14 protein-coding genes are annotated in these 18,217 nt (G+C 62.1%); 13 read left to right on the top strand and 1 reads right to left on the bottom strand.

Features of this window, described 5'->3' with window-relative positions; all coding sequences use genetic code 11:
• Positions 1 to 96: 96 nt before the first annotated feature.
• The 4 genes from ABAC460_RS31260 (at position 97) to ABAC460_RS31275 (ending at position 5,705) form a co-directional block, all read left to right on the top strand.
• A complete protein-coding gene (locus ABAC460_RS31260; RefSeq protein ID WP_023452569.1) occupies positions 97 to 783 on the top strand; it encodes a TetR/AcrR family transcriptional regulator in 687 nt (228 codons plus the stop codon).
• A gap of 84 nt (positions 784 to 867) precedes the next feature.
• The gene (locus ABAC460_RS31265; RefSeq protein ID WP_023452570.1) at positions 868 to 1,917 is read left to right on the top strand and encodes a LacI family DNA-binding transcriptional regulator; all 1,050 of its coding nucleotides are present in this window, start codon (positions 868 to 870) and stop codon (positions 1,915 to 1,917) included.
• Positions 1,918 to 2,149: 232 nt separating this feature from the next.
• Positions 2,150 to 4,270 carry a glycoside hydrolase family 97 protein gene (locus tag ABAC460_RS31270; protein ID WP_023452571.1) on the top strand — a complete coding sequence of 707 codons (2,121 nt, stop codon included), beginning with the start codon at positions 2,150 to 2,152 and terminating at the stop codon, positions 4,268 to 4,270.
• A gap of 226 nt (positions 4,271 to 4,496) precedes the next feature.
• On the top strand, positions 4,497 to 5,705 hold the full coding sequence (locus tag ABAC460_RS31275) for a glycosyltransferase family 4 protein (protein WP_023452572.1): 1,209 nt from the start codon (positions 4,497 to 4,499) through the stop codon (positions 5,703 to 5,705).
• Positions 5,706 to 5,721: 16 nt separating this feature from the next.
• Here ABAC460_RS31275 and dinB read toward each other — a convergent pair whose 3' ends face one another.
• Positions 5,722 to 6,819 (bottom strand): DNA polymerase IV, encoded by a 1,098-nt coding sequence (gene dinB / locus ABAC460_RS31280; protein ID WP_023452573.1) that lies wholly within the window; start codon positions 6,817 to 6,819, stop codon positions 5,722 to 5,724.
• 258 nt (positions 6,820 to 7,077) lie between these two features.
• Here dinB and ABAC460_RS31285 point away from each other — a divergent pair, with 258 nt between their 5' ends.
• The 9 genes from ABAC460_RS31285 to ABAC460_RS31325 all read left to right on the top strand — a co-directional run bounded on the left by ABAC460_RS31285 (position 7,078) and on the right by ABAC460_RS31325 (position 18,216).
• The gene (locus ABAC460_RS31285) at positions 7,078 to 7,872 is read left to right on the top strand and encodes a DUF72 domain-containing protein (RefSeq protein WP_023452574.1); all 795 of its coding nucleotides are present in this window, start codon (positions 7,078 to 7,080) and stop codon (positions 7,870 to 7,872) included.
• Positions 7,869 to 8,870 (top strand): Gfo/Idh/MocA family protein, encoded by a 1,002-nt coding sequence (locus ABAC460_RS31290; protein WP_023452575.1) that lies wholly within the window; start codon positions 7,869 to 7,871, stop codon positions 8,868 to 8,870. The genes ABAC460_RS31285 and ABAC460_RS31290 overlap by 4 nt, the downstream gene beginning before the upstream one ends.
• On the top strand, positions 8,849 to 9,580 hold the full coding sequence (locus ABAC460_RS31295) for a DUF6445 family protein (protein WP_023452576.1): 732 nt from the start codon (positions 8,849 to 8,851) through the stop codon (positions 9,578 to 9,580). The genes ABAC460_RS31290 and ABAC460_RS31295 overlap by 22 nt, the downstream gene beginning before the upstream one ends.
• Positions 9,581 to 9,863: 283 nt before the next feature.
• A complete protein-coding gene (locus ABAC460_RS31300) occupies positions 9,864 to 12,170 on the top strand; it encodes a glycosyltransferase family 4 protein (RefSeq protein ID WP_023452577.1) in 2,307 nt (768 codons plus the stop codon).
• A 145-nt stretch (positions 12,171 to 12,315) separates the two neighbouring features.
• Positions 12,316 to 13,593 carry a glycoside hydrolase family 130 protein gene (locus ABAC460_RS31305; protein WP_031236513.1) on the top strand — a complete coding sequence of 426 codons (1,278 nt, stop codon included), beginning with the start codon at positions 12,316 to 12,318 and terminating at the stop codon, positions 13,591 to 13,593.
• Between the two features lie 228 nt (positions 13,594 to 13,821).
• Positions 13,822 to 15,300 (top strand): glutamate--tRNA ligase, encoded by a 1,479-nt coding sequence (gltX, locus tag ABAC460_RS31310; RefSeq protein ID WP_023452579.1) that lies wholly within the window; start codon positions 13,822 to 13,824, stop codon positions 15,298 to 15,300.
• Positions 15,301 to 15,538: 238 nt separating this feature from the next.
• Positions 15,539 to 15,724, top strand: a complete 186-nt coding sequence (locus ABAC460_RS31315) for a hypothetical protein (protein WP_023452580.1) — start codon at positions 15,539 to 15,541, stop codon at positions 15,722 to 15,724.
• Between the two features lie 173 nt (positions 15,725 to 15,897).
• Complete coding sequence (locus ABAC460_RS31320) at positions 15,898 to 16,461, top strand: gluconate 2-dehydrogenase subunit 3 family protein (protein WP_023452581.1); 564 nt, start codon at positions 15,898 to 15,900, stop codon at positions 16,459 to 16,461.
• A gap of 63 nt (positions 16,462 to 16,524) precedes the next feature.
• A complete protein-coding gene (locus ABAC460_RS31325) occupies positions 16,525 to 18,216 on the top strand; it encodes a GMC oxidoreductase (RefSeq protein ID WP_023452582.1) in 1,692 nt (563 codons plus the stop codon).
• The last annotated feature ends 1 nt before the right edge of the window (position 18,217 follow it).

Here is an 18,217-nt window from a genome sequence, read left to right on the forward strand (position 1 = left end):
TTGCTATTTCAAACATACTAAATCTTGTGTTCCGGGTCCGATTTAGGCAGATTAGGCCCCGGATAACATTGACTCGTACAGTGACGGCGGACTGGCATGCGGTATGACGGCGAACATAAGGAGCGGACGCGGCTTAGGCTGCTGACCGAAGCCGCCATCATGCTGCGCGAAGACGGCCCCAGTGGCCTCAGCGTCGTGACCCTGATGAAGCGTCAGGGCCTGACCCACGGCGGCTTCTACGCCCACTTCAAGTCCAAGGACGACCTGATCGCCCACGCGCTCGACACCATGTTCGAGCGCACCTGCGAGCGTTACCTGACCAAGACGCGCGGCCTTGTGCCGGCGGCGGCCCTGTCCAACTACATTGCCTATTACCTGTCGCCGGCCCATATCAACAAGCCGGGCCAGGGCTGTCCCATTCCGGCGGTCGCCGGTGATGTCGCCCGCCTTGGAACCCAGGCGCGCAAGCGTTTTGAAGCCGGCATGGTCAAGCTGCAGCGCCTGGTCGCGCTCGAATTCGAAGGCCTGGACCGCAGCCAGGAAGACGCCCTCACCGAAGCTCTGGCCCTGCTGTCAGAGCTGTCGGGCGCGGTCATCATGGCGCGCGCCGTCAAGTCGCCGGCCATGGTGCGCCAGGTTGGCCTGGCCGCCCATACCGCCATCGCCACCCGCCTGGGCTTGCCCCTGCCGGTGGCCGATGCCGCCGACGACGCTGAGGAGCCGTCCCGCCCGTCGCACCGTCCGCACCTGTCCGACGAAGACGCCGCGCCCGCGGAGATGTGACTTTACGGATTCCCGAAGCGGAGTTAGCTTCAGGGCATCATATAAAGACGGGTCAACCGTCAATCCCTACGGGAGGGAAAAGACGTGAAGCAGCAACGGCCGACATCGCTCGATATCGCCGCCCTGGCCGGCGTGTCGCAAACCACGGTTTCGCGCGCCCTGGCGCAATCGCCCTTGGTCAGCGAGGACGCCAAACGGCGCGTGCTCGAAGCCGCCAAGGCGCTGCGCTACAAGGTCGACGTCAACGCCCGAAAGTTGCGCTCCAAAAAGATCCATACCCTGGCGGTGCTGATCTCCGAAGACCTGGACAATTCCGAAAATCCGATCAATCCGTTTTTCCTGCCACTGATCGGTTCGATCCTGAAATATGCCGGTCAGCAGGGCTACGACGTGCTGATCTCGCTGCAGCAGAAGAGCGACGAATGGGGCACGGACTACGGTTTTTCGCGCCGTGCCGACGGCATCATCTTCCTCGGTTGCAAGGATTTCCAGGTCTATACCCATCTGTTCGAATACCTGAACGAGGTCGGCGATCCGTGGGTGGTGTGGGGCGTCAACCGGCTGGACTGCGCCCGCCTGGTCATCGGCAGCGATAACGAGGCCGGCGGTTATTTGGCCACCCGCCACCTGTTGGACCTGGGCCGACGCCGTATCGCCTTCATTGGCAAGTACCAGGCCGAGCATCCCGAATTCCGCGACCGCTACCGCGGCTATTGCCGCGCCCTGACCGAGGCCGGTATCGCGGTCGATGACGCCCTGCGGGTCGATGCCTTCCTGGCGCGCGAGGAAGGCGTGGCCGGGGTCGACCGCCTGCTCGACAATAACATCCCGTTCGACGCCGTCTTCTGCGCCACCGACCTGCTGGCCATGGGCGCCATGCAGGAACTGCACAAGCGCGGCCTGCATGTGCCTAACGACGTCTCGGTGGTCGGTTTCGACGACCTGTGGGTTTGTTCGTCCCTGTCGCCGGCCTTGACCACCATCCGCCAGGACACCGAAGCCGCCGCCCGCGCCCTTATTGACGGCCTAAGCTCGCTGATCGAGGACGAACCGGTGGTCGATACCCAGATGGCGCCGAAACTGGTCATCCGCGAATCCTGCGGCGGCTTGCCGAACCTGATGGCGGCGCAATAGATCTTGTCTGACTAATTGTAATCGTTTACGAAACGAGGCTGCGAAAGCGGTTATATCGCCGTTATATGATGCCGCCTCTCGCGCCGTGCCTTGCCTTACAAGGCTTTGCGCAGGCATTGAATACGTATGCAGTCGATTTTAGGGGCTTTTTTGCACACGCCCCATGCCTTAGGGTAACCCCATTAAAAAGAAAGAGCGGGCGAACGGCCCGGCTTCGGGAGCAGGAATAAACATGAAATCCTCCAGACTGGCTGTGTCTCTGCTGACCTCCACCCTGCTGGCCGCGGGTGCGCTAGCAGGCGTGGCCGCGCCGGCTTTTGCCGCCGATACCGACGTCACCCAGCGGCCTCCGGTCGCCAGCACCATTGCCACCGTGTCTTCGCCCAGCGGCGTGCTTACGGTCGATGTCGCGCTCGACGTCAATGGCAGCCTGGCCTATTCGGTCAAGCATATGGGCAAGGAGGTCATCTCGCCGTCGCGCCTGGGCCTGGTCCTGTCCAATGCCCCCAAGCTTGACCGCAATTTCAGCCTGGTCGAGGCGAAAACCTCTTCGCACGACGAAACCTGGGAGCAGCCCTGGGGCGAATGGCGCTTTATCCGCGACAACCACAATGAGCTGCGCGTCACCGTCGCCCAAAAGGGCTATATGAAGGAAGGCCGTCAGCTGACGGTCGTCTTCCGTGTGTTCGACGACGGCATCGGCTTCCGCTACGAATTCCCCGACCAGCCGCAACTGAAGCACCTGTCGATCGTCGATGAACTGTCGGAATTTGCCGTGGTCGACAATTCGACGGCCTGGTGGAATGCCGCAGGCGAATGGAACCGCGAGGAATATCCGGTCGACAAGACCCCGTTGAAGGAGGTCAGCCTGGCCCAGACGCCACTGACGCTCAAGACCGATAACGGCCTGTACATGACCTTCCACGAAGCCGCCCTGGTCGACTATGCCGCCGTATGGCTGCGCCGGGTCAACGGCCAGCGCCTCAAGGTGCAACTGGCCCCGACGGGTGAGCCCGGCAAGAAATCGGTCGAGCGCGATGCGCCGTCCGCGACACCGTGGCGGACCGTGCTGATCGCCGACTCGGCGCCCGGCCTCTACATGTCGCATGTCATGCTGAACCTGAACGAGCCCAACAAACTGGGCGACGTGTCGTGGGTCCAGCCGTACAAATATGTCGGCATCTGGTGGGACATGCACCTGGGCACCCGCACCTGGGAAGCCGGGCCCAAGCATGGCGCCACAACCGAATACACCAAGAAATATATGGATTTCGCCGCCAAGAACGGCTTCCGCGGCGTGCTGGTCGAAGGCTGGAACAAGGGCTGGGAAGACTGGTTCGCCACCGGCCACCTGTTCAAGTTCGATGAGCCCTATCCCGATTTCGATATCGCCGAACTGTCAGCCTATGGCCTGAAGAAGGGCGTGCACCTGATCGGTCACCATGAGACCGGCGGTAATATCGCCAATTACGAGCCGCAGATGAACGCTGGCTATGCCTTCTATCAGAAATACGCTGTCGACTCGATCAAGACCGGCTATGTCGCCGATGCCGGCGGTGCCCAGGCCATGGGCCCTGACGGCATCTACTTTACCTGGAACGACAGCCAGGACATGGTCCGCCACTACCAGAAGGTCGTGACCGAGGCCGCCAAGTACAAGATCGCCATCGACACCCACGAACCGATCAAGGACACCGGCCTGCGCCGCACCTATCCCAACTGGGTGTCGCGCGAAGGCCAGCGTGGCATGGAATATAACGCCTGGGGTGCGCCGCCCAACGCGCCGGAACACGATCCGGAACTGGTCTTCACCCGCATGCTGGCCGGTCCCATGGACTATACGCCGGGTGTGCTGAGCCTGCAGGGCAACAACCAGCCGATCGCCTCGACCCAGGCGCGGCAACTGGCGCTCTATGTGGTGATCTATTCGCCGATCCAGATGGCAGCCGACCTGATCGAGAACTACGACAAGTATCCCGGTCCGTTCCAATTCATCAAGGACGTGGCGGTCGACTGGTCCGACACGCGCGTGCTGAACGGTGAGCCGGGCGACTTCGCCACCATCGCCCGCAAGGACCGCAATTCCGAGACCTGGTTCCTCGGCGCCGTGACCGATGAGAACGGCCGCACCTTCGATGTGCCGCTGAGCTTCCTGGACGCCGGCCGCACCTATACGGCGGAAATCTACCGCGACGGGCCGAACGCCGACATGACCGGCGACGCTCGTTTCGACATTGTCATCGAAAAGAAGACGGTGACGGCGGGTGATGTCCTGCCGGCGCGCCTGGCGCCCGGCGGCGGTTTGGCCGTGCGCTTCGTGCCGCAAGGTGCCGCTCCGAAAAAGCGTAAATAGCCTTATTCCAAGGCGCCACGTTGCGCCTTGGCAAGGGCGACTGCCCGCCGCGCACAGTTGCGCGAGCCATGCGGCGCTTGAGCTAAAAAATGCCCTCCCCCCGAGCCAACCTGGACCGGATGCCGTCTTCGTACGGCATCCGCTTTTTTTGCGTTCGCCGCCGCTTGCTCAGCCTGACGGCGCGGCCTAGACAGGGTTACCGCAAAAACGATAACCGGAAGCGCGCATGAAAGCCCTGTTCGTCCACCGCAATATGCCGGGCCAGTTCAAGCACATCGCCCGCTATCTGGCCGAACGCGGCCATCAGGTGGCCTTCATTACCCGGCGCGACGACCGCGAACTGAAGGGGGTGGTGCGGCTGACCTACCCCGCGCCGCGCGAAGTCAAAAAGGACACCCATCCCTATCTGCGCAGCGTCGAGGACGCCGTTTTGCACGGCCAGGCGGTGGTGCGGGTGTGTCAGCAATTGGAATCCAAGGGCTTCATCCCGGACCTGATGGTCGGCCACCCCGGCTGGGGCGAGACCCTGTTCCTGAAGGACATCTTTCCGAAGTCGCCGCTGATCTCCTACAGCGAATATTTCTTCGAGCCCGACGGGCCGATGACCAGCTTCGATCCGGAAAAGCCCCAGACCCTTAACGGCGCCTGTCATCTGCGGGTATCGAACTCACACCTGCATATCGCCCATTCGATCGCCGACCTCGGCTGGAGCGCGACGGAGTGGCAGAGGTCGACCTATCCCGACTGGGCGAAGAAGAATATCCGCGCGGTGTTCGACGGCATCGACGTCGAGCACGTCAAGCGCAACCCCGATGCCAGCTTCACCCTGGACGACGGCCGTGTCCTGACCAAGGACGACGAGGTCATCACCTATGTGGCGCGTAACCTCGAGCCGGTGCGCGGGTTCCCGACCTTCATGCGCGCCCTGCCGGAGATCCTGAAAGGCCGGCCGAACGCGACGGTTCTGGTCATGGGCGGCGACGAGGTTTCGTACGGCGTCGGGGGTTCCAAGACCAAATGGCGCGAGAAGATGCTGGAGGAGATCGAACTGCCGGAAGGCCGGGTGCATTTCCTGGGGCAACGGACCTATGGCGAATACCTGTCGGTCTTAAGCATCTCGTCACTGCACCTGTACCTGACCTATCCGTTCGTGCTGTCGTGGTCGCTGATGGAAGCCCTGTCGATGGGCTGTTTCATCGTGGCGTCAAACACCACGCCGGTGCTGGAGGTGATGAAGCACGGTGAGAACGGGCTGTTCACCGACTTCTTCGACCCGGCCAAGGTGGCGGACGATGTCCTGGCGGCGATGGAATATCCGGAAAAGCAGCGCCTGCGCGACAATGCCCGGGCGACGATCGTCGACAACTACAACCTGCCGCTCTGCCTGGAGAAGCAACTCGACCTGTTCCGCGAGGCGACCGGCAAGGCTTGGTGAGGCCGGTAGAAGCCATTCATAACATCAGGCTCAACTGCCCGACATCCTCAGGCTCGGCCTCTTCGTCTTCGCTGAGTGACGACAGGCTGATGCCCAAAAGCCGGATATTTTTCGCTACCGGAAACACCCCTTCCAGCAGGTCGCGGCTGATACGGGTCATGGCGTCCCTGTCGGCCACCGCCGCCGCGAAGGTCTTCGACCGGGTAATCTGCGTGAAGTCGCTGTACTTGACCTTCAAGGTCACCGTCCGCCCCTTGATGCTGTTGCGTTCGATATGGCGCCACACCTTGTCCAGGATCGGCAGCAATTGCTCCCACGCGCCCTCCAAAGTCGACACATCCTCGAAGAAAGTGTTCTCGCCACCGACGGACTTGCGTTCGCGGTCCGGCTTGACCTGGCGGTGGCAGACGCCGCGCGAGACGTTGTAATAATAGCTTCCGGAAATGCCGAAATGCTTCTGCAGGAAGGCCAGGGATTGGTTGCGGATATCCATCCCGGTATAGAGCTTCAACCGGTTCATCTTCGATGCCGTCGCAGGCCCGACGCCGTAGAACTTCTTCACCGGCAGACTGGCGACGAAGTCCGGTCCCTGGGACGGCTTTATGACGAACATGCCATCGGGCTTGTTCTGGTCCGAAGCAATCTTGGCCAGGAACTTGTTGTACGACACGCCCGCCGACGCCGTCAGTTGCGTCACCTCGTGGATACGCTGGCGGATTTCCTGGGCGATCTGGGTGGCCGAAGCGATGCCCTTCAGGTTCTCGGTGACGTCGAGATAGGCCTCGTCCAGCGAAAGGGGCTCGACCAGTGGCGTGTAGTCGAAGAAGATATCGCGGATCTGATGCGACACCTCGCGGTAAACTTCGAAGCGATGTTTGACGAAGATCAGGTCGGGACATTTGCGCTTGGCCGTCACCGACGGCATGGCCGAATGGACGCCGTATTTGCGCGCTTCATAGGACGCAGCCGCCACGACGCCGCGCAAACCGCCACCACCAACTGCCACCGGCTTGCCACGCAGTTCGGGGAAATCGCGCTGTTCGACCGACGCGAAAAAGGCATCCATATCGATATGGATGATCTTTCTCTGAGGCGGTGTGTCGGCGCTGTCCATACTCTGACTCAGGCGGCTTGACTCTCAGTATATATTTGGAACATTAGGAGAACAACTTATATTTTGACGCCACGGTATAGGGGCGGTAGAGCCTGTCTTGAAAATTCGTCAGGCTGAGCCGAAAAGGGTTGGTTTCGAGAACCGGAGCGGAGCGTACTTCAGTACGTGAGCACCGGAAGCGCAGAAAACAGCTCTTTGCAGGCCGGCCTGACGGATTTGCAAACAGGCTCGTAGGACAGGACGCGACAGGAGGACTCGATGGCAGGACGTATCTATGTGGGGATCGGTGGCTGGACCTATGAGCCGTGGCGCGGGCCCTTCTATCCCGACGGCCTGTCGCAAAAGCGTGAGCTGGAATATGCCGCGTCGAAACTGACCTCGATCGAGGTCAACGGCACCTATTACGGTTCGCAAAAGCCGGAAACCTACCGTAAATGGCGCGAAGAAACTCCGGACGATTTCCTCTTCACGCTCAAGGGGTCGCGCTTCTGCACCAACCGCAAGGATCTGAGCCAGTCGGCCGAGTCGGTCGACCGTTTCCTGAACAGCGGCATCAGTGAGCTGGCCCCCAAGCTCGGGCCGCTGAACTGGCAGTTCATGGCCACCAAGAAGTTCGATCCGGTCGATTTCGAGAACTTCCTCAAGCTGCTGCCGCCCGAGGTGGGTGGGGTGAAGCTGCGCCATGCCGTCGAGGTCCGCCATAACAGCTTCTGCTGCGCAGAATTCGTCGACCTGTGCCGGCGTTACGGAGTCGCCATCATCACCGGCGTCGACGACCCGGATTTTCCGGTCATCGCCGACCTGACCGCTGATTTCGCCTATGTCCGGCTGATGGGCACGCAGGAAAGCGAACCCCTGGGCTACGCCCCCCAGGCGCTGGACGAATGGGCCTATCGCGCCCGGACCCTGGCCGAAGGCCAGGTACCCAACGATCTGGCCACCTTCGGCGCGCCGAAGCCCGCCAAGGACCATGAGGTCTTCTTCTACGTCATCAGCGGCCACAAGGTCGTCAATCCGCAGACCGCCATGGCGCTGATCGAGAGGCTGGCATGAAACGCGTCGTCTGGGGTGTATTGTCGACCGCCAAGATCGGGCTGAACAAGGTCATTCCGGCCCTGCTGAAAAGCGACATGATCCGGGTCAAGGGCATCGGCTCGCGTAACCTGGTGAACGCGCAGCAGGCCGTGGCGGCGCTCGGGCTGGAGCAGGCCTATGGATCGTACGAAGACCTGCTGGCCGATCCGGAAATCGAGGTCATCTACAATCCGCTACCCAACCATCTCCATGTGCCGATGACCCTGGCGGCGGCGCGCGCCGGCAAGCATGTGCTGTGCGAAAAGCCGATGGCCTTGAACGCGGCCGAGATCGACGCGCTGGATGAGGTTAAAGGCTCCCTGATACAAGAAGCGTTCATGGTGCGGCATTCGCTGCAGTGGATCGAGGCACGGCGGCTGATCCGCGACGGCGCCATCGGCCGGCCGCAGATGATCCAGTCCTATTTCAGCTATGACAATCTCGATCCCGGCAATATCCGCAACAAGGTCGAATGGGGCGGCGGCGGGCTGCTCGATATCGGCTGTTATCCCATCGTCGCCGGGCGTTTCTTCTTCGAGACCGAACCGGTGCGCGTCATGGCCCTGATCAAGCGCGACGAAGGTTTCGGCACGGATGTCATCGCCTCGGCCCTGCTCGATTTCGGCCATGGCCGACAGTTGAGCTTCACCGTTTCGACCCAGGCCGGGCGCAGCCAGAGCATTAATGTCTTCGGCACCAAGGCGCGGTTGTCACTGCCGATCCCGTTCAACCAGCCGCCCGATCGCGAGCAGAACATCATCATCGACAATGGCGCGACCCTGGATGGCGGCACGGCGGTGACGCACACCCTGCCGGCGTCCGATCAGTACCAGTTGATGGGCGAGGCTTTCTGCCGGGCGGTGCGCGGAGAAGCGCCCCTGCCCTACGGTATGGACGATGCCCGCGCCAATATGCGTATCCTCGACGCCCTGTTCCGCTCGGAAACCTCGGGCCAGTGGGAAGAGGTGGCCGCCTGAGCGCCCCCCCTTATACGTCCCTTGCGATCAATCCCAAGGCAGAGGTCCATCTGCGCCGGATCGGCCGTGAAGGTCATCCGCTGCTGATCATCGACGATGTCCTGCTGGAGCCGGAGGCTTTGGTTGGTATGGCCGCGGAGGCAGAATTTGCGCCGCCGACCGGGACCTATTATCCGGGTTTGAACGCAGCGCTGCCGCGGTCGTATCTGGAGACGTTATTGCCGGTGCTGCGGCCCAGTTTCGAGCGGGCCTTTGCGATCGGGCGTGATACGCCTCTGGTGGCCAATGGCTTTTTCGCTTTAGCGACGCACCGGCTGGAAGACTTCGGTCCGTGGCAGAAGATTCCGCACTATGACCAGCTTCATCCGGATCACCTGGCCATGGTGCACTACCTCTGTCATGGCCAGGGCGGCGGAACCGCCTTCTTCCGGCATCGGGCGACGGGGTATGAATCGGTCAATCCACAGCGCCGCGAGGCTTATCTCGGCACGGTCCAGGGTGAGCTGGACCGGGAGGGGCATTTGCTGACCGGCTATACCGGGCCCGACACACCGAATTTCGAAATGACCGATTCGGTGGAGATACGATTCAACCGGCTGATACTCTACCGCAGCAACGTGCTGCACTGTGCCCTGTTCGACGGCGCGAAACTGGACGCCGATGTCCGGATGGGCCGGCTGACCGCGAACAGCTTTTTCCGCCCACGCTAAACCTATGGTTTTTAAATAATTTTTGCCCGCGCACGATGTCGTGACAGGGCCGATTATGTGCGCATTCGCACCATTTTTGTGCTATGCAGCATGATTGGCCGTTTACTGTAAGTTCTGTCTTCCCTACTGCTTTTTTATGGGCTGATGGGCAGTATGCCCATATTCCGCAAGGTTTTCAGAACCTTAGCACAATTCCGTGATCAGTCCAAACAAAGGCGTGAGAAGCATTAACGGCTTTTTCCGCGCGCGAGGACCTGCGTTTTACACAAGCCGAGGTAAGAATATGCTGCAGTCCAACAGTTTCCAGGCCGCCAACCGGATCGAAGACGAAGACTTCAGCGTAATCGATATTCCCCTCATCGATAAGGCCCAGACAGGTACGGTCCGCCTGACCCGGCCCGCCATCATCGGCAATTTCCCGCCGCGTCAATGCGGACTGGCGACCTTTACCCGCGACATGTACGCCTGCCTGTCCAAGGCTCTGCCGCAGGCTGAGTGGAACGTCATCGCCATGAATGACCCGGGCGCGGAATATGATTATCCGAGCGAGGTCACCCACCAGCTTCCCCAGAACGACATCGACGCCTATCGCGCCCTGGCCGACGAGTTGAACGCCGCCGGCAATGACGTGGTCTTCGTCCAGCACGAATTCGGCATCTATGGCGGCCCGTCCGGCCGTTACCTGCTGGCCATGCTGGAACGGCTCAACATGCCGATCGTGACCACCCTGCACACCATCCTGGAAAAGCCCAACGCCGAACAGCGCCTGGTCATGGACGCCCTGATCCGCCTGTCGGACACCCTGGTGACCATGGCGCAGAAGGGCAAGGAGATCCTGATGCGGGTGTACAGTGTGCCGGAAGCGCGCATCGCCGTCATCCCGCACGGAGCCCCCTCGCGGCCGTTGCGCGACACCACCAGCTTCAAGGCGGAACTGGGCCTGACCAACAAGAAGACCCTGACGACGTTTGGCCTGCTGTCGCCGAACAAGGGCATCGAAACCGTCATCCAGGCCCTGCCCGACATCGTCCGCGGTTGCCCCAACCTGGTCTACCTGGTCATCGGCGCCACCCATCCGCACCTGATCAAGCACGAGGGCGAAAAGTACCGCGACAGCCTCAAGCAGATGGCGCGCGATCTCGGCGTCGAGCGCCACGTCCACTTCATCAACAGCTTCGTCAATGACGCCGAACTGGTCGATATCCTGCAGGCCACCGACGTTTACGTCACGCCCTACCTGACCGAGACCCAGATCACCTCGGGCACCCTGTCCTACGCCCTGGCCCTGGGCCGGCCGATCGTCTCGACCCCCTACTGGCACGCCCAGGAAGTCCTGGCCGGCGGCGTCGGCGCGCTGTGTCCTTTCAAGGACGTCCACGCCTTCACCCTGGCCATCTCCAACCTGCTGGCCTCGGACAAGGCGCGTACCGCCATGTCGCAGCGCGCCTATCAGGCCGGGCTGTCGTCGCGCTGGTCGGCCGTGGCCAATGCCTATGTCACCCGCGCCGAGGCCGATGCCGAACGCCGCACCGAAGAGCCCGGCAAGCGCGCCAATGTCATCGGCGAAGCCCCGGCCTGGGGCGCCATCGAGCGTATGACCGACAGCTGCGGCATCTTCCAGCACGGCAAGTACGGCCTGCCCGACCGCGAGCACGGCTACTGCGCTGACGACAACTGCCGCGCCCTGTCGCTGGCGGCGCGCCTGTCGAATGTCGGTGTCCTGACGCCGCGCCAGGTCGAGCTGACCCGCACCTATGCCGCCTTCATGAACCACGCCTGGAACCATGACGCGCGCTTCCGCAACTTCATGTCGTTCGGCCGGCAGTGGCTGGACGATGGCGGGTCCGACGATTGCTGCGCCCGGTCGTTCGAATGCCTGATCGATGTCGCCCGCTCCAACCTGCCCGAAGACCTGCGCACCTGGGCGATCAGCCTGGCCAATGAGGTGTTGAGCAAAACGACCCAATGGCAATCGCTGCGGTCACGCGCCATTCTGATCCGTTGCCTGGTCCGCGGCTTCGGCGTCGTCGGCGATGCCCAGGAAGTCCAGGCGATGATCCGCAAGCTGGGCCAGGGCGTGCACGGCGCCTATCGCCACCATGCCCGCACCGGCCACAAGTGGTTCGAGCCTTATCTCGCCTACGACAATGCCCGCCTCAGCGAAGGTTTGATCCTGGCCGGCCAGTTCCTGGTCGACAACGCCATGCTGAATGACGGCATCGAATCCCTGCGCTGGCTGATGCAGCGCCAGACCGACGAGGCCAGCGGCTGTTTCGTGCCGGTACCGACCTCGCACTTCAAGGAAGACAGCCAGGGTCGCAACCTGTTCGACCAGCAGCCGATCGAGGTGGTCGCCACCGTTGAGGCCTGCCTGACCGCATGGAAGGTGACCACCGACTCGCTGTGGCGCAACGAAGCCCTGCGGAGCTATGCCTGGTTCCATGGCGAGAACGTCCACAGCCTGCCGATGGTGACGGCGGATGGCGGTTGCTACGACGGTTTGAACCCGCATGGCTTCAACCAGAACCAGGGCGCCGAGTCGATCCTGGCCTACCCCTTGAGCTGGGTCGCTCTCAAAGGCGGGCTGTAGAAGACGAAGTCTTCGGCATAACAACACCGTGATCACCCTCCCTCCGGGCACGGCGGGAGGGTGTCAAATTTTTCGGAACACACTATAGGAGGCGGCAATGGACGGATCCGTTCGCACGACACACGGGGAACGCACCTTGACCGATATGATCATCAGTCCGACGACCCTGCACGCCAATCCCGAGCGCGTCGTCATCCTACCCTTCACCATCTCAATCAGCGCCCACACCAGCGCCATGGGCGCCATGTCGCGGGTGGCGCGTATCTGCGCCGCGATCACAGAAATGACGCCGGAGGTGGTCAAGGCCGAGCTGGAGGTCGTCAACCGCGACTTCACCGGCCGGCACTGGCAGACCCGCGGCATCTTCCTGGAGCGCTTCCGCCAGATCCAAGCGATCCAAGGGGGGATGGAATCGCTGGATGAGGACCACCAGGCGCTGATCGGCGCCTATTTCTGCCACGAATACAGCTACCAAGCCGCTGCGGTGATGAACCCGTCGGTCGTGCCGCACCCGGACCAGACCGGCGCGCCGGTCGGCGCCGTCAACTTCATCATGTCGACGCGCACCGTGGGCGAAGGCCACATCTCGACCATTTCGTTCCGCGAAGGCACCTTCCACCCTGACGGCACGGTCGAGCTTAAGCCGGATTCCCAGATCGCGGTGGCGGCCAAGCCCAACGGCAATGCGCCGCTGGACGGGGTCATCACCGTCCACGGCCACCAGGCCTGTCCCGTGTCGGAAACGGTTTTGTTCCCGATCACGCGGCAACAGAGCAATGGCCTGGAAGACCTGCGCATGGTCAGGTTTACCGACGACAACGGTGCGACGACCTTCATGGGCACCTACACCGCCTATAACGGCCGCGATATTGCGTGCGAGTGTTTCGAAACCAGCGATTTCCGCTCGTTCAAGCTGACTCCGTTCCGCGGGGCGGCATCGCAGCACAAGGGGTTGGCGCTGTTTCCGCGACGGATCAATGGCCGCTATGCCGCGGTCGGCCGGCTGGATCATGAGAGCATCTTCTATCTCGAAACCGACGATCGGTTGACGTGGAACAATGGCGAGTTCCTGGCCGGTCCGGTGGAGCCGTGGGAGCTGATCCAGATGGGCAATTGCGGCTCGCCGATCGAGCTGGATGAGGGCTGGCTGGTGCTGACCCATGGCGTCGGCGCGGTGCGGCGCTATTCCCTGGGGGCGATGTTGCTGGACAAGGACGACCCGCGCAAGGTGCTGGGCCGGTCGAAGGTGCCGCTGTTGTCGCCGTCCGAGGACAACCGCGAAGGCTATGTGCCGAACGTGATCTATACCTGCGGCGCGATGCGCTGCGGGGATTGGGTGTTTCTGCCATATGGCGTGGCGGATTCGAGCATTCATTTTGCTTCTATCAAGATCCCGGACCTGCTGAAGCATTTGAGCGTGTAGTATTTTACCTCTCCCCGCGTGCGGGGAGAGGACGAGAGCCGAGTGAAACGAAGGCGATCGGGTGAGGGGCCTTCTGAAGACGATAGAGCACCGGACGGGTTCGCATGCCCCTCACCCTAACCTCTCCCCGTGAAGAACGGGGAGAGGGGTTTCTACAGCTATCTTGCCGTTTGCGCCGTTACCGCCTAAAGGAGCGGCTCATTACGGCTGATAACGAAAGACTGCACAATGTCCTCTCCGGTTCGCGTCCGCATCGCTCCGTCCCCGACGGGCGAGCCCCACATCGGAACCATGTACACCGCGCTTCTCAACGAAGCTTTTGCGCGCCGCAACAACGGCACCTTCATCCTGCGCATCGAGGACACAGACCAGAGCCGCTCCACCCCCGATTCCGAACGCAAGATCATGGAGGCCTTCACCTGGATGGGCCTGCATTGGGAAGAAGGCCCCGACAAGGGCGGCCCGCACGCCCCCTATCGCCAGAGCGAGCGCAAGGACATCTATCACCGCTTTGCCGGCCAGCTTCTGGAGTCCGGCCATGCTTTCCGCTGCTTCTGTTCGGCCGAGCGCCTGGACCTGATGCGCAAGACCCAACGCATGAAGGGCGAGGCGCCGAAATATGACGGCCGCTGCCTGACCCTGCCCAAGGATGAAGCCGAAGCCCGTGCCAAGACCGAGCCGCACGTGCTGCGCATGGTGGTGCCGGCCGAAGGCAATTGCGAATTCACCGACGGCGTCTACGGCGATATTTCCATGCCGTGGTCGAACATCGACATGCAGGTGCTGATGAAGTCGGACGGCATGCCGACCTACCACCTGGCCAATGTCGTCGACGACCACGAAATGCAGATTAGCCACGTCATCCGCGGCGAAGAATGGATGTCGTCGACGCCGAAGCACATCCTGCTGTACCGCCATTTCGGCTGGACGCCGCCGCAGTTCCTGCATCTGCCGCTGATGCGCCAGCTCGACCGTTCCAAGCTGTCGAAACGCCGTAACCCGACCTCGATGTCGTGGTTCGAAGCGCAGGGCTACTTGCCCGAGGCCCTGGCCAACTTCCTGGGTCACTATTTCGTCCGCTTCGACGAAGGCGAGGACGAGCTGATGACGCGTGACGAGTTCATCCAGCGTTTCGACATCGCCCAGGTGTCCAAGGCCGGCGCCGTGTTCGACGTCAAGAAGCTGGACTGGATGAACGCGCGCTGGATCCGCGAGCGCAAGACGCCGGAGCAGTTCCGCGCCGACGTGTTGAAATGGGCGGCACGTGAAAGCCGCGCCGACCGGGTGCTGGACCTGGCCCAGTCGCGGGTCGAAAAGCTGGCCGACCTGGCGCCGCTGATCGCCTTCATGTTCGTCGGTCATATCGACCTGAAGGCCGAGGCGTTCGATGGTCTGAAGGCCACGAAAGAACAACTGCGCGAAATCCTGACGCGGTCCTATGCCCTGATCGATACCCTGACCGAGTTTACCGGTGAGTCGATCTTCAACGCCGTGGCGGCCATCGCCAAGGAGATCGGGCTGAAGACCAAGGACGCCGCGCCGATCCTGTTCGTGGCGATCACCGGCACAACGCGGTCTTTGCCGGTGTTCCAGGCCATGGAAGTTCTGGGCCGGTCGGTCTGCCGCGAACGGCTGCGCGCTGCGGTCAAGCTGGTGTCGGATGAAGAAGAGACTCCGGCTGAGGATGCTGAAACGGCCGAAGCGTAACGCCGTAGAATCCCCTCTCCCCGTTCTTCACGGGGAGAGGTTAGGGTGAGGGGCTTCTGTACGAGCGGTTGCACCTGAATTATCAGAAAGAGCCCCTCACCCGATCGCATTCACTTCGTTCCGCTCTCGTCCTCTCCCCGCAGGCGGGGAGAGGAGATTCTTACACCGCGCCTTATCTCCCGCGCTGAGAATTTATGCGTCCGGAGGCAGACTGCCCCTTTCTGCAGAGGAGGCAGCCATGCTCGACAAGACCAATCCCGAAACCGACCTGGATCTCGATGATCAGGCCGGCGATGTCGTGGGTGAAAACATCCTGAACGAGGATGAGAACGAAGACGAAACCGGCATCGGCGTCATCGACGATCTCTCCACCGGAGACACCGACAGTGAAAACGAAACGGGTATGATCACACCGGCCCTGTAAAGGTTTACACGACGTCGCGTTGTAAAGGATTACAATCATTACGCATCAAGGGACCTGCTCAACCCGGCGGGTCCCTTTTTCGTGACAAAATTTTGCATTGTCGGATGCGAATTTCCGTGTCTACATGGCGCCGTCTCAACACCCCGCCAGAGGGCAAAAGACAGGAGAGAAACATGGACCATCTCAGCATGAACCGCCGCATGGCCCTGGGCGCGATCGCCGGCGCCTTCGGCATGACGCTGATTCCCGCACTCGCCCGCGCGGCTGACCCGACGACCTCGGAACTGGGCTTTAAGCCCGTCAAAAACGTCTTCACCCCGGCCCAGCGCGCCTTTGTCGCCGCCTACAGCGAACGCATCGTGCCCACCACCGATACGCCCGGCGCCATCGCCGCCGGCGTGCCGTCCTATATCGAGATGATGCTGGGCGACTGGTTCACCGGTACCGAGCGCGCCGACTTCATCAAGGGTATCGACGCAGTCGAAGCCCACGCCAAGACGACCCGCAAAAAGAGCTTCGTCAAGCTGAAGCCAGCGCTTCAGGACGAGGTCATCACCGAGGTGATGAACGGCAAGGTGCCCGGCGCCGGAACCGACTTCTTCTATGCCTCGCGGCAACTGGTGGTCTCCGGCTACTACAGCTCAGAGATCGGTATGACGGTCGAGCGCGTCTACCTGCCCGTCCCCGGCCGCTATGACGGCGATTACAAGTACGAAGGCCGCGTCTTCAACGGCTAACGGCACGCTGCCGCACGCAATGGCCAATGACCTCGCCAAAAAGCGGCCCCAGGAGAGAAAACTATGCAAGACGCGTCTTATGAGTTCGACGCCATCGTTATCGGTTCCGGCGTCAGCGGCGGCTGGGCGGCCAAGGAACTGACCGAAAAGGGCATGAAGGTGCTGATGCTCGACCGGGGCTATATGGTCGAACACGGCGACTATCCCGGCGAAGGCAAGGGCGCCTGGGAGCTGCCCTTCCGGGGCCAGACCCAGAAGGCCGTGGTCGAGAGCGACTATTTCAAGGCCAAGTTCGGGGGCGCGGACGGCTCCGACAAGACACATTATTTCAACAACGACCGGCTGAACCCCTATGCCTATGACGAAGGCAAGGACTTCCGCTGGGTCCGCCCGGCCATTGTCGGCGGCAAGTCGATCCTGTGGGGGCGGGTGTCGCTGCGCTGGAACGCCACGGACTTCGAGGCCAACAAAAAGGACGGCAACGGCAATGACTGGCCGATCCGTTACGAAGACATCGCGCCGTGGTACGACTATGTCGAATCCTATGCCGGGATCGCCGGCAACAAGGACGGGCTGGACGAACTGCCTGACGGCCAGTTCCAGCCGCCGCACCCGATGAACGCCGCCGAGCGCTGGGTCCAGGGCCAGTTCAAGTCGAACGTGCCGGGCCGCCACTTTATCCATAACCGCGTCGCCAACATGACCGAAGACAAGCCTGAACAGGGCCGGTCGCGTTGTCAGAGCCGCAGCCAGTGCGCGCGGGGCTGTTCCTTCGGCGCCTATTTCTCGACCCAGGCGGTGACCCTGCCGGCGGCGCGGGCCACGGGCAACCTGACCCTGGTCCCCGACGCCGTGGTGACGAGCCTCGAATATGACGAGGCGAAGAAGCGTGTCACCGGCGTGCGGGTCATCGACGCCAATACCAAGGAAGCCAAGATCTATCGTTCGCGCATCGTGTTCCTGTGCGCCTCGACCCTGGCCTCGGTGCAGATCCTGCTGAACTCGCGCGCCGAAGGCCGCTCCGACAGCTTCGCCAACCAGAGCGGGACGCTGGGCCGCTACGTCATGGACCATATCTTCCGGGTCAGTATCTCGGGCGAAGTGCCCGGTTTCAGCGACCTGATCGAATACGGCCGCCGGCCGGGCGGTATCTATATCCCGCGTTTTCGCAACCTGCGGGCCGACCAGAAGGACGAGGTCGACTTCCTGCGCGGCTATGGCTACCAGGGCGGCGCCGGCCGCGGCCCGAAATGGCCGGAAGGATTCGGCGCCGACATGAAGCAGGAACTGCGCGAATACGGACCGTGGCGCATGGGCATGATGGCCTTTGGTGAATGCCTGCCCTATCGCGACAACACCCTGACCCTGTCGCCGACCAAGGTCGATCGCTACGGCGTGCCTTTGGCCGTGTTCAATGTCACCTTCCACGACAACGAATACAAGATGATGGCCGACGCCAAGCAGGAAGGCATACGTATGCTGACCGCGGCGGGGCTGAAGAACGTCAAGGCCGAGCAGCGCGAGCACGTGCCGGGCGACGCCATCCACGAAATGGGCGGCGCGCGCATGGGTCACAGCCCGCAGGATTCGGTGGTCAACAAGTGGAGCCAGGCCCACGACGCGCCGAACCTGTTCATCACCGACGGCGCCCAGATGGCGTCGACTTCTTGCGTCAATCCCTCCATCACCTTCATGGCCCTGACGGCGCGCGCCGCCGACTATGCCGTGAAACAGGTCCAGGCCAACGTCATTTAAG

It is taken from the genome of Asticcacaulis sp. AC460 (assembly GCF_000495795.1).
Classification (GTDB): domain Bacteria; phylum Pseudomonadota; class Alphaproteobacteria; order Caulobacterales; family Caulobacteraceae; genus Asticcacaulis.

Excerpts from the sequence above, each read along its gene's own strand:
- ABAC460_RS31260 (WP_023452569.1), top strand. The coding sequence starts at position 97 with ATGCGGTATGACGGCGAACATAAGGAGCGGACGCGGCTTAGGCTGCTG.
- ABAC460_RS31270 (WP_023452571.1), top strand. The coding sequence starts at position 2,150 with ATGAAATCCTCCAGACTGGCTGTGTCTCTGCTGACCTCCACCCTGCTG.
- ABAC460_RS31275 (WP_023452572.1), top strand. The coding sequence starts at position 4,497 with ATGAAAGCCCTGTTCGTCCACCGCAATATGCCGGGCCAGTTCAAGCAC.
- dinB (WP_023452573.1), bottom strand. The coding sequence starts at position 6,819 with ATGGACAGCGCCGACACACCGCCTCAGAGAAAGATCATCCATATCGAT.
- ABAC460_RS31285 (WP_023452574.1), top strand. The coding sequence starts at position 7,078 with ATGGCAGGACGTATCTATGTGGGGATCGGTGGCTGGACCTATGAGCCG.
- ABAC460_RS31290 (WP_023452575.1), top strand. The coding sequence starts at position 7,869 with ATGAAACGCGTCGTCTGGGGTGTATTGTCGACCGCCAAGATCGGGCTG.
- ABAC460_RS31300 (WP_023452577.1), top strand. The coding sequence starts at position 9,864 with ATGCTGCAGTCCAACAGTTTCCAGGCCGCCAACCGGATCGAAGACGAA.
- ABAC460_RS31305 (WP_031236513.1), top strand. The coding sequence starts at position 12,316 with ATGATCATCAGTCCGACGACCCTGCACGCCAATCCCGAGCGCGTCGTC.
- gltX (WP_023452579.1), top strand. The coding sequence starts at position 13,822 with ATGTCCTCTCCGGTTCGCGTCCGCATCGCTCCGTCCCCGACGGGCGAG.
- ABAC460_RS31315 (WP_023452580.1), top strand. The coding sequence starts at position 15,539 with ATGCTCGACAAGACCAATCCCGAAACCGACCTGGATCTCGATGATCAG.
- ABAC460_RS31320 (WP_023452581.1), top strand. The coding sequence starts at position 15,898 with ATGGACCATCTCAGCATGAACCGCCGCATGGCCCTGGGCGCGATCGCC.
- ABAC460_RS31325 (WP_023452582.1), top strand. The coding sequence starts at position 16,525 with ATGCAAGACGCGTCTTATGAGTTCGACGCCATCGTTATCGGTTCCGGC.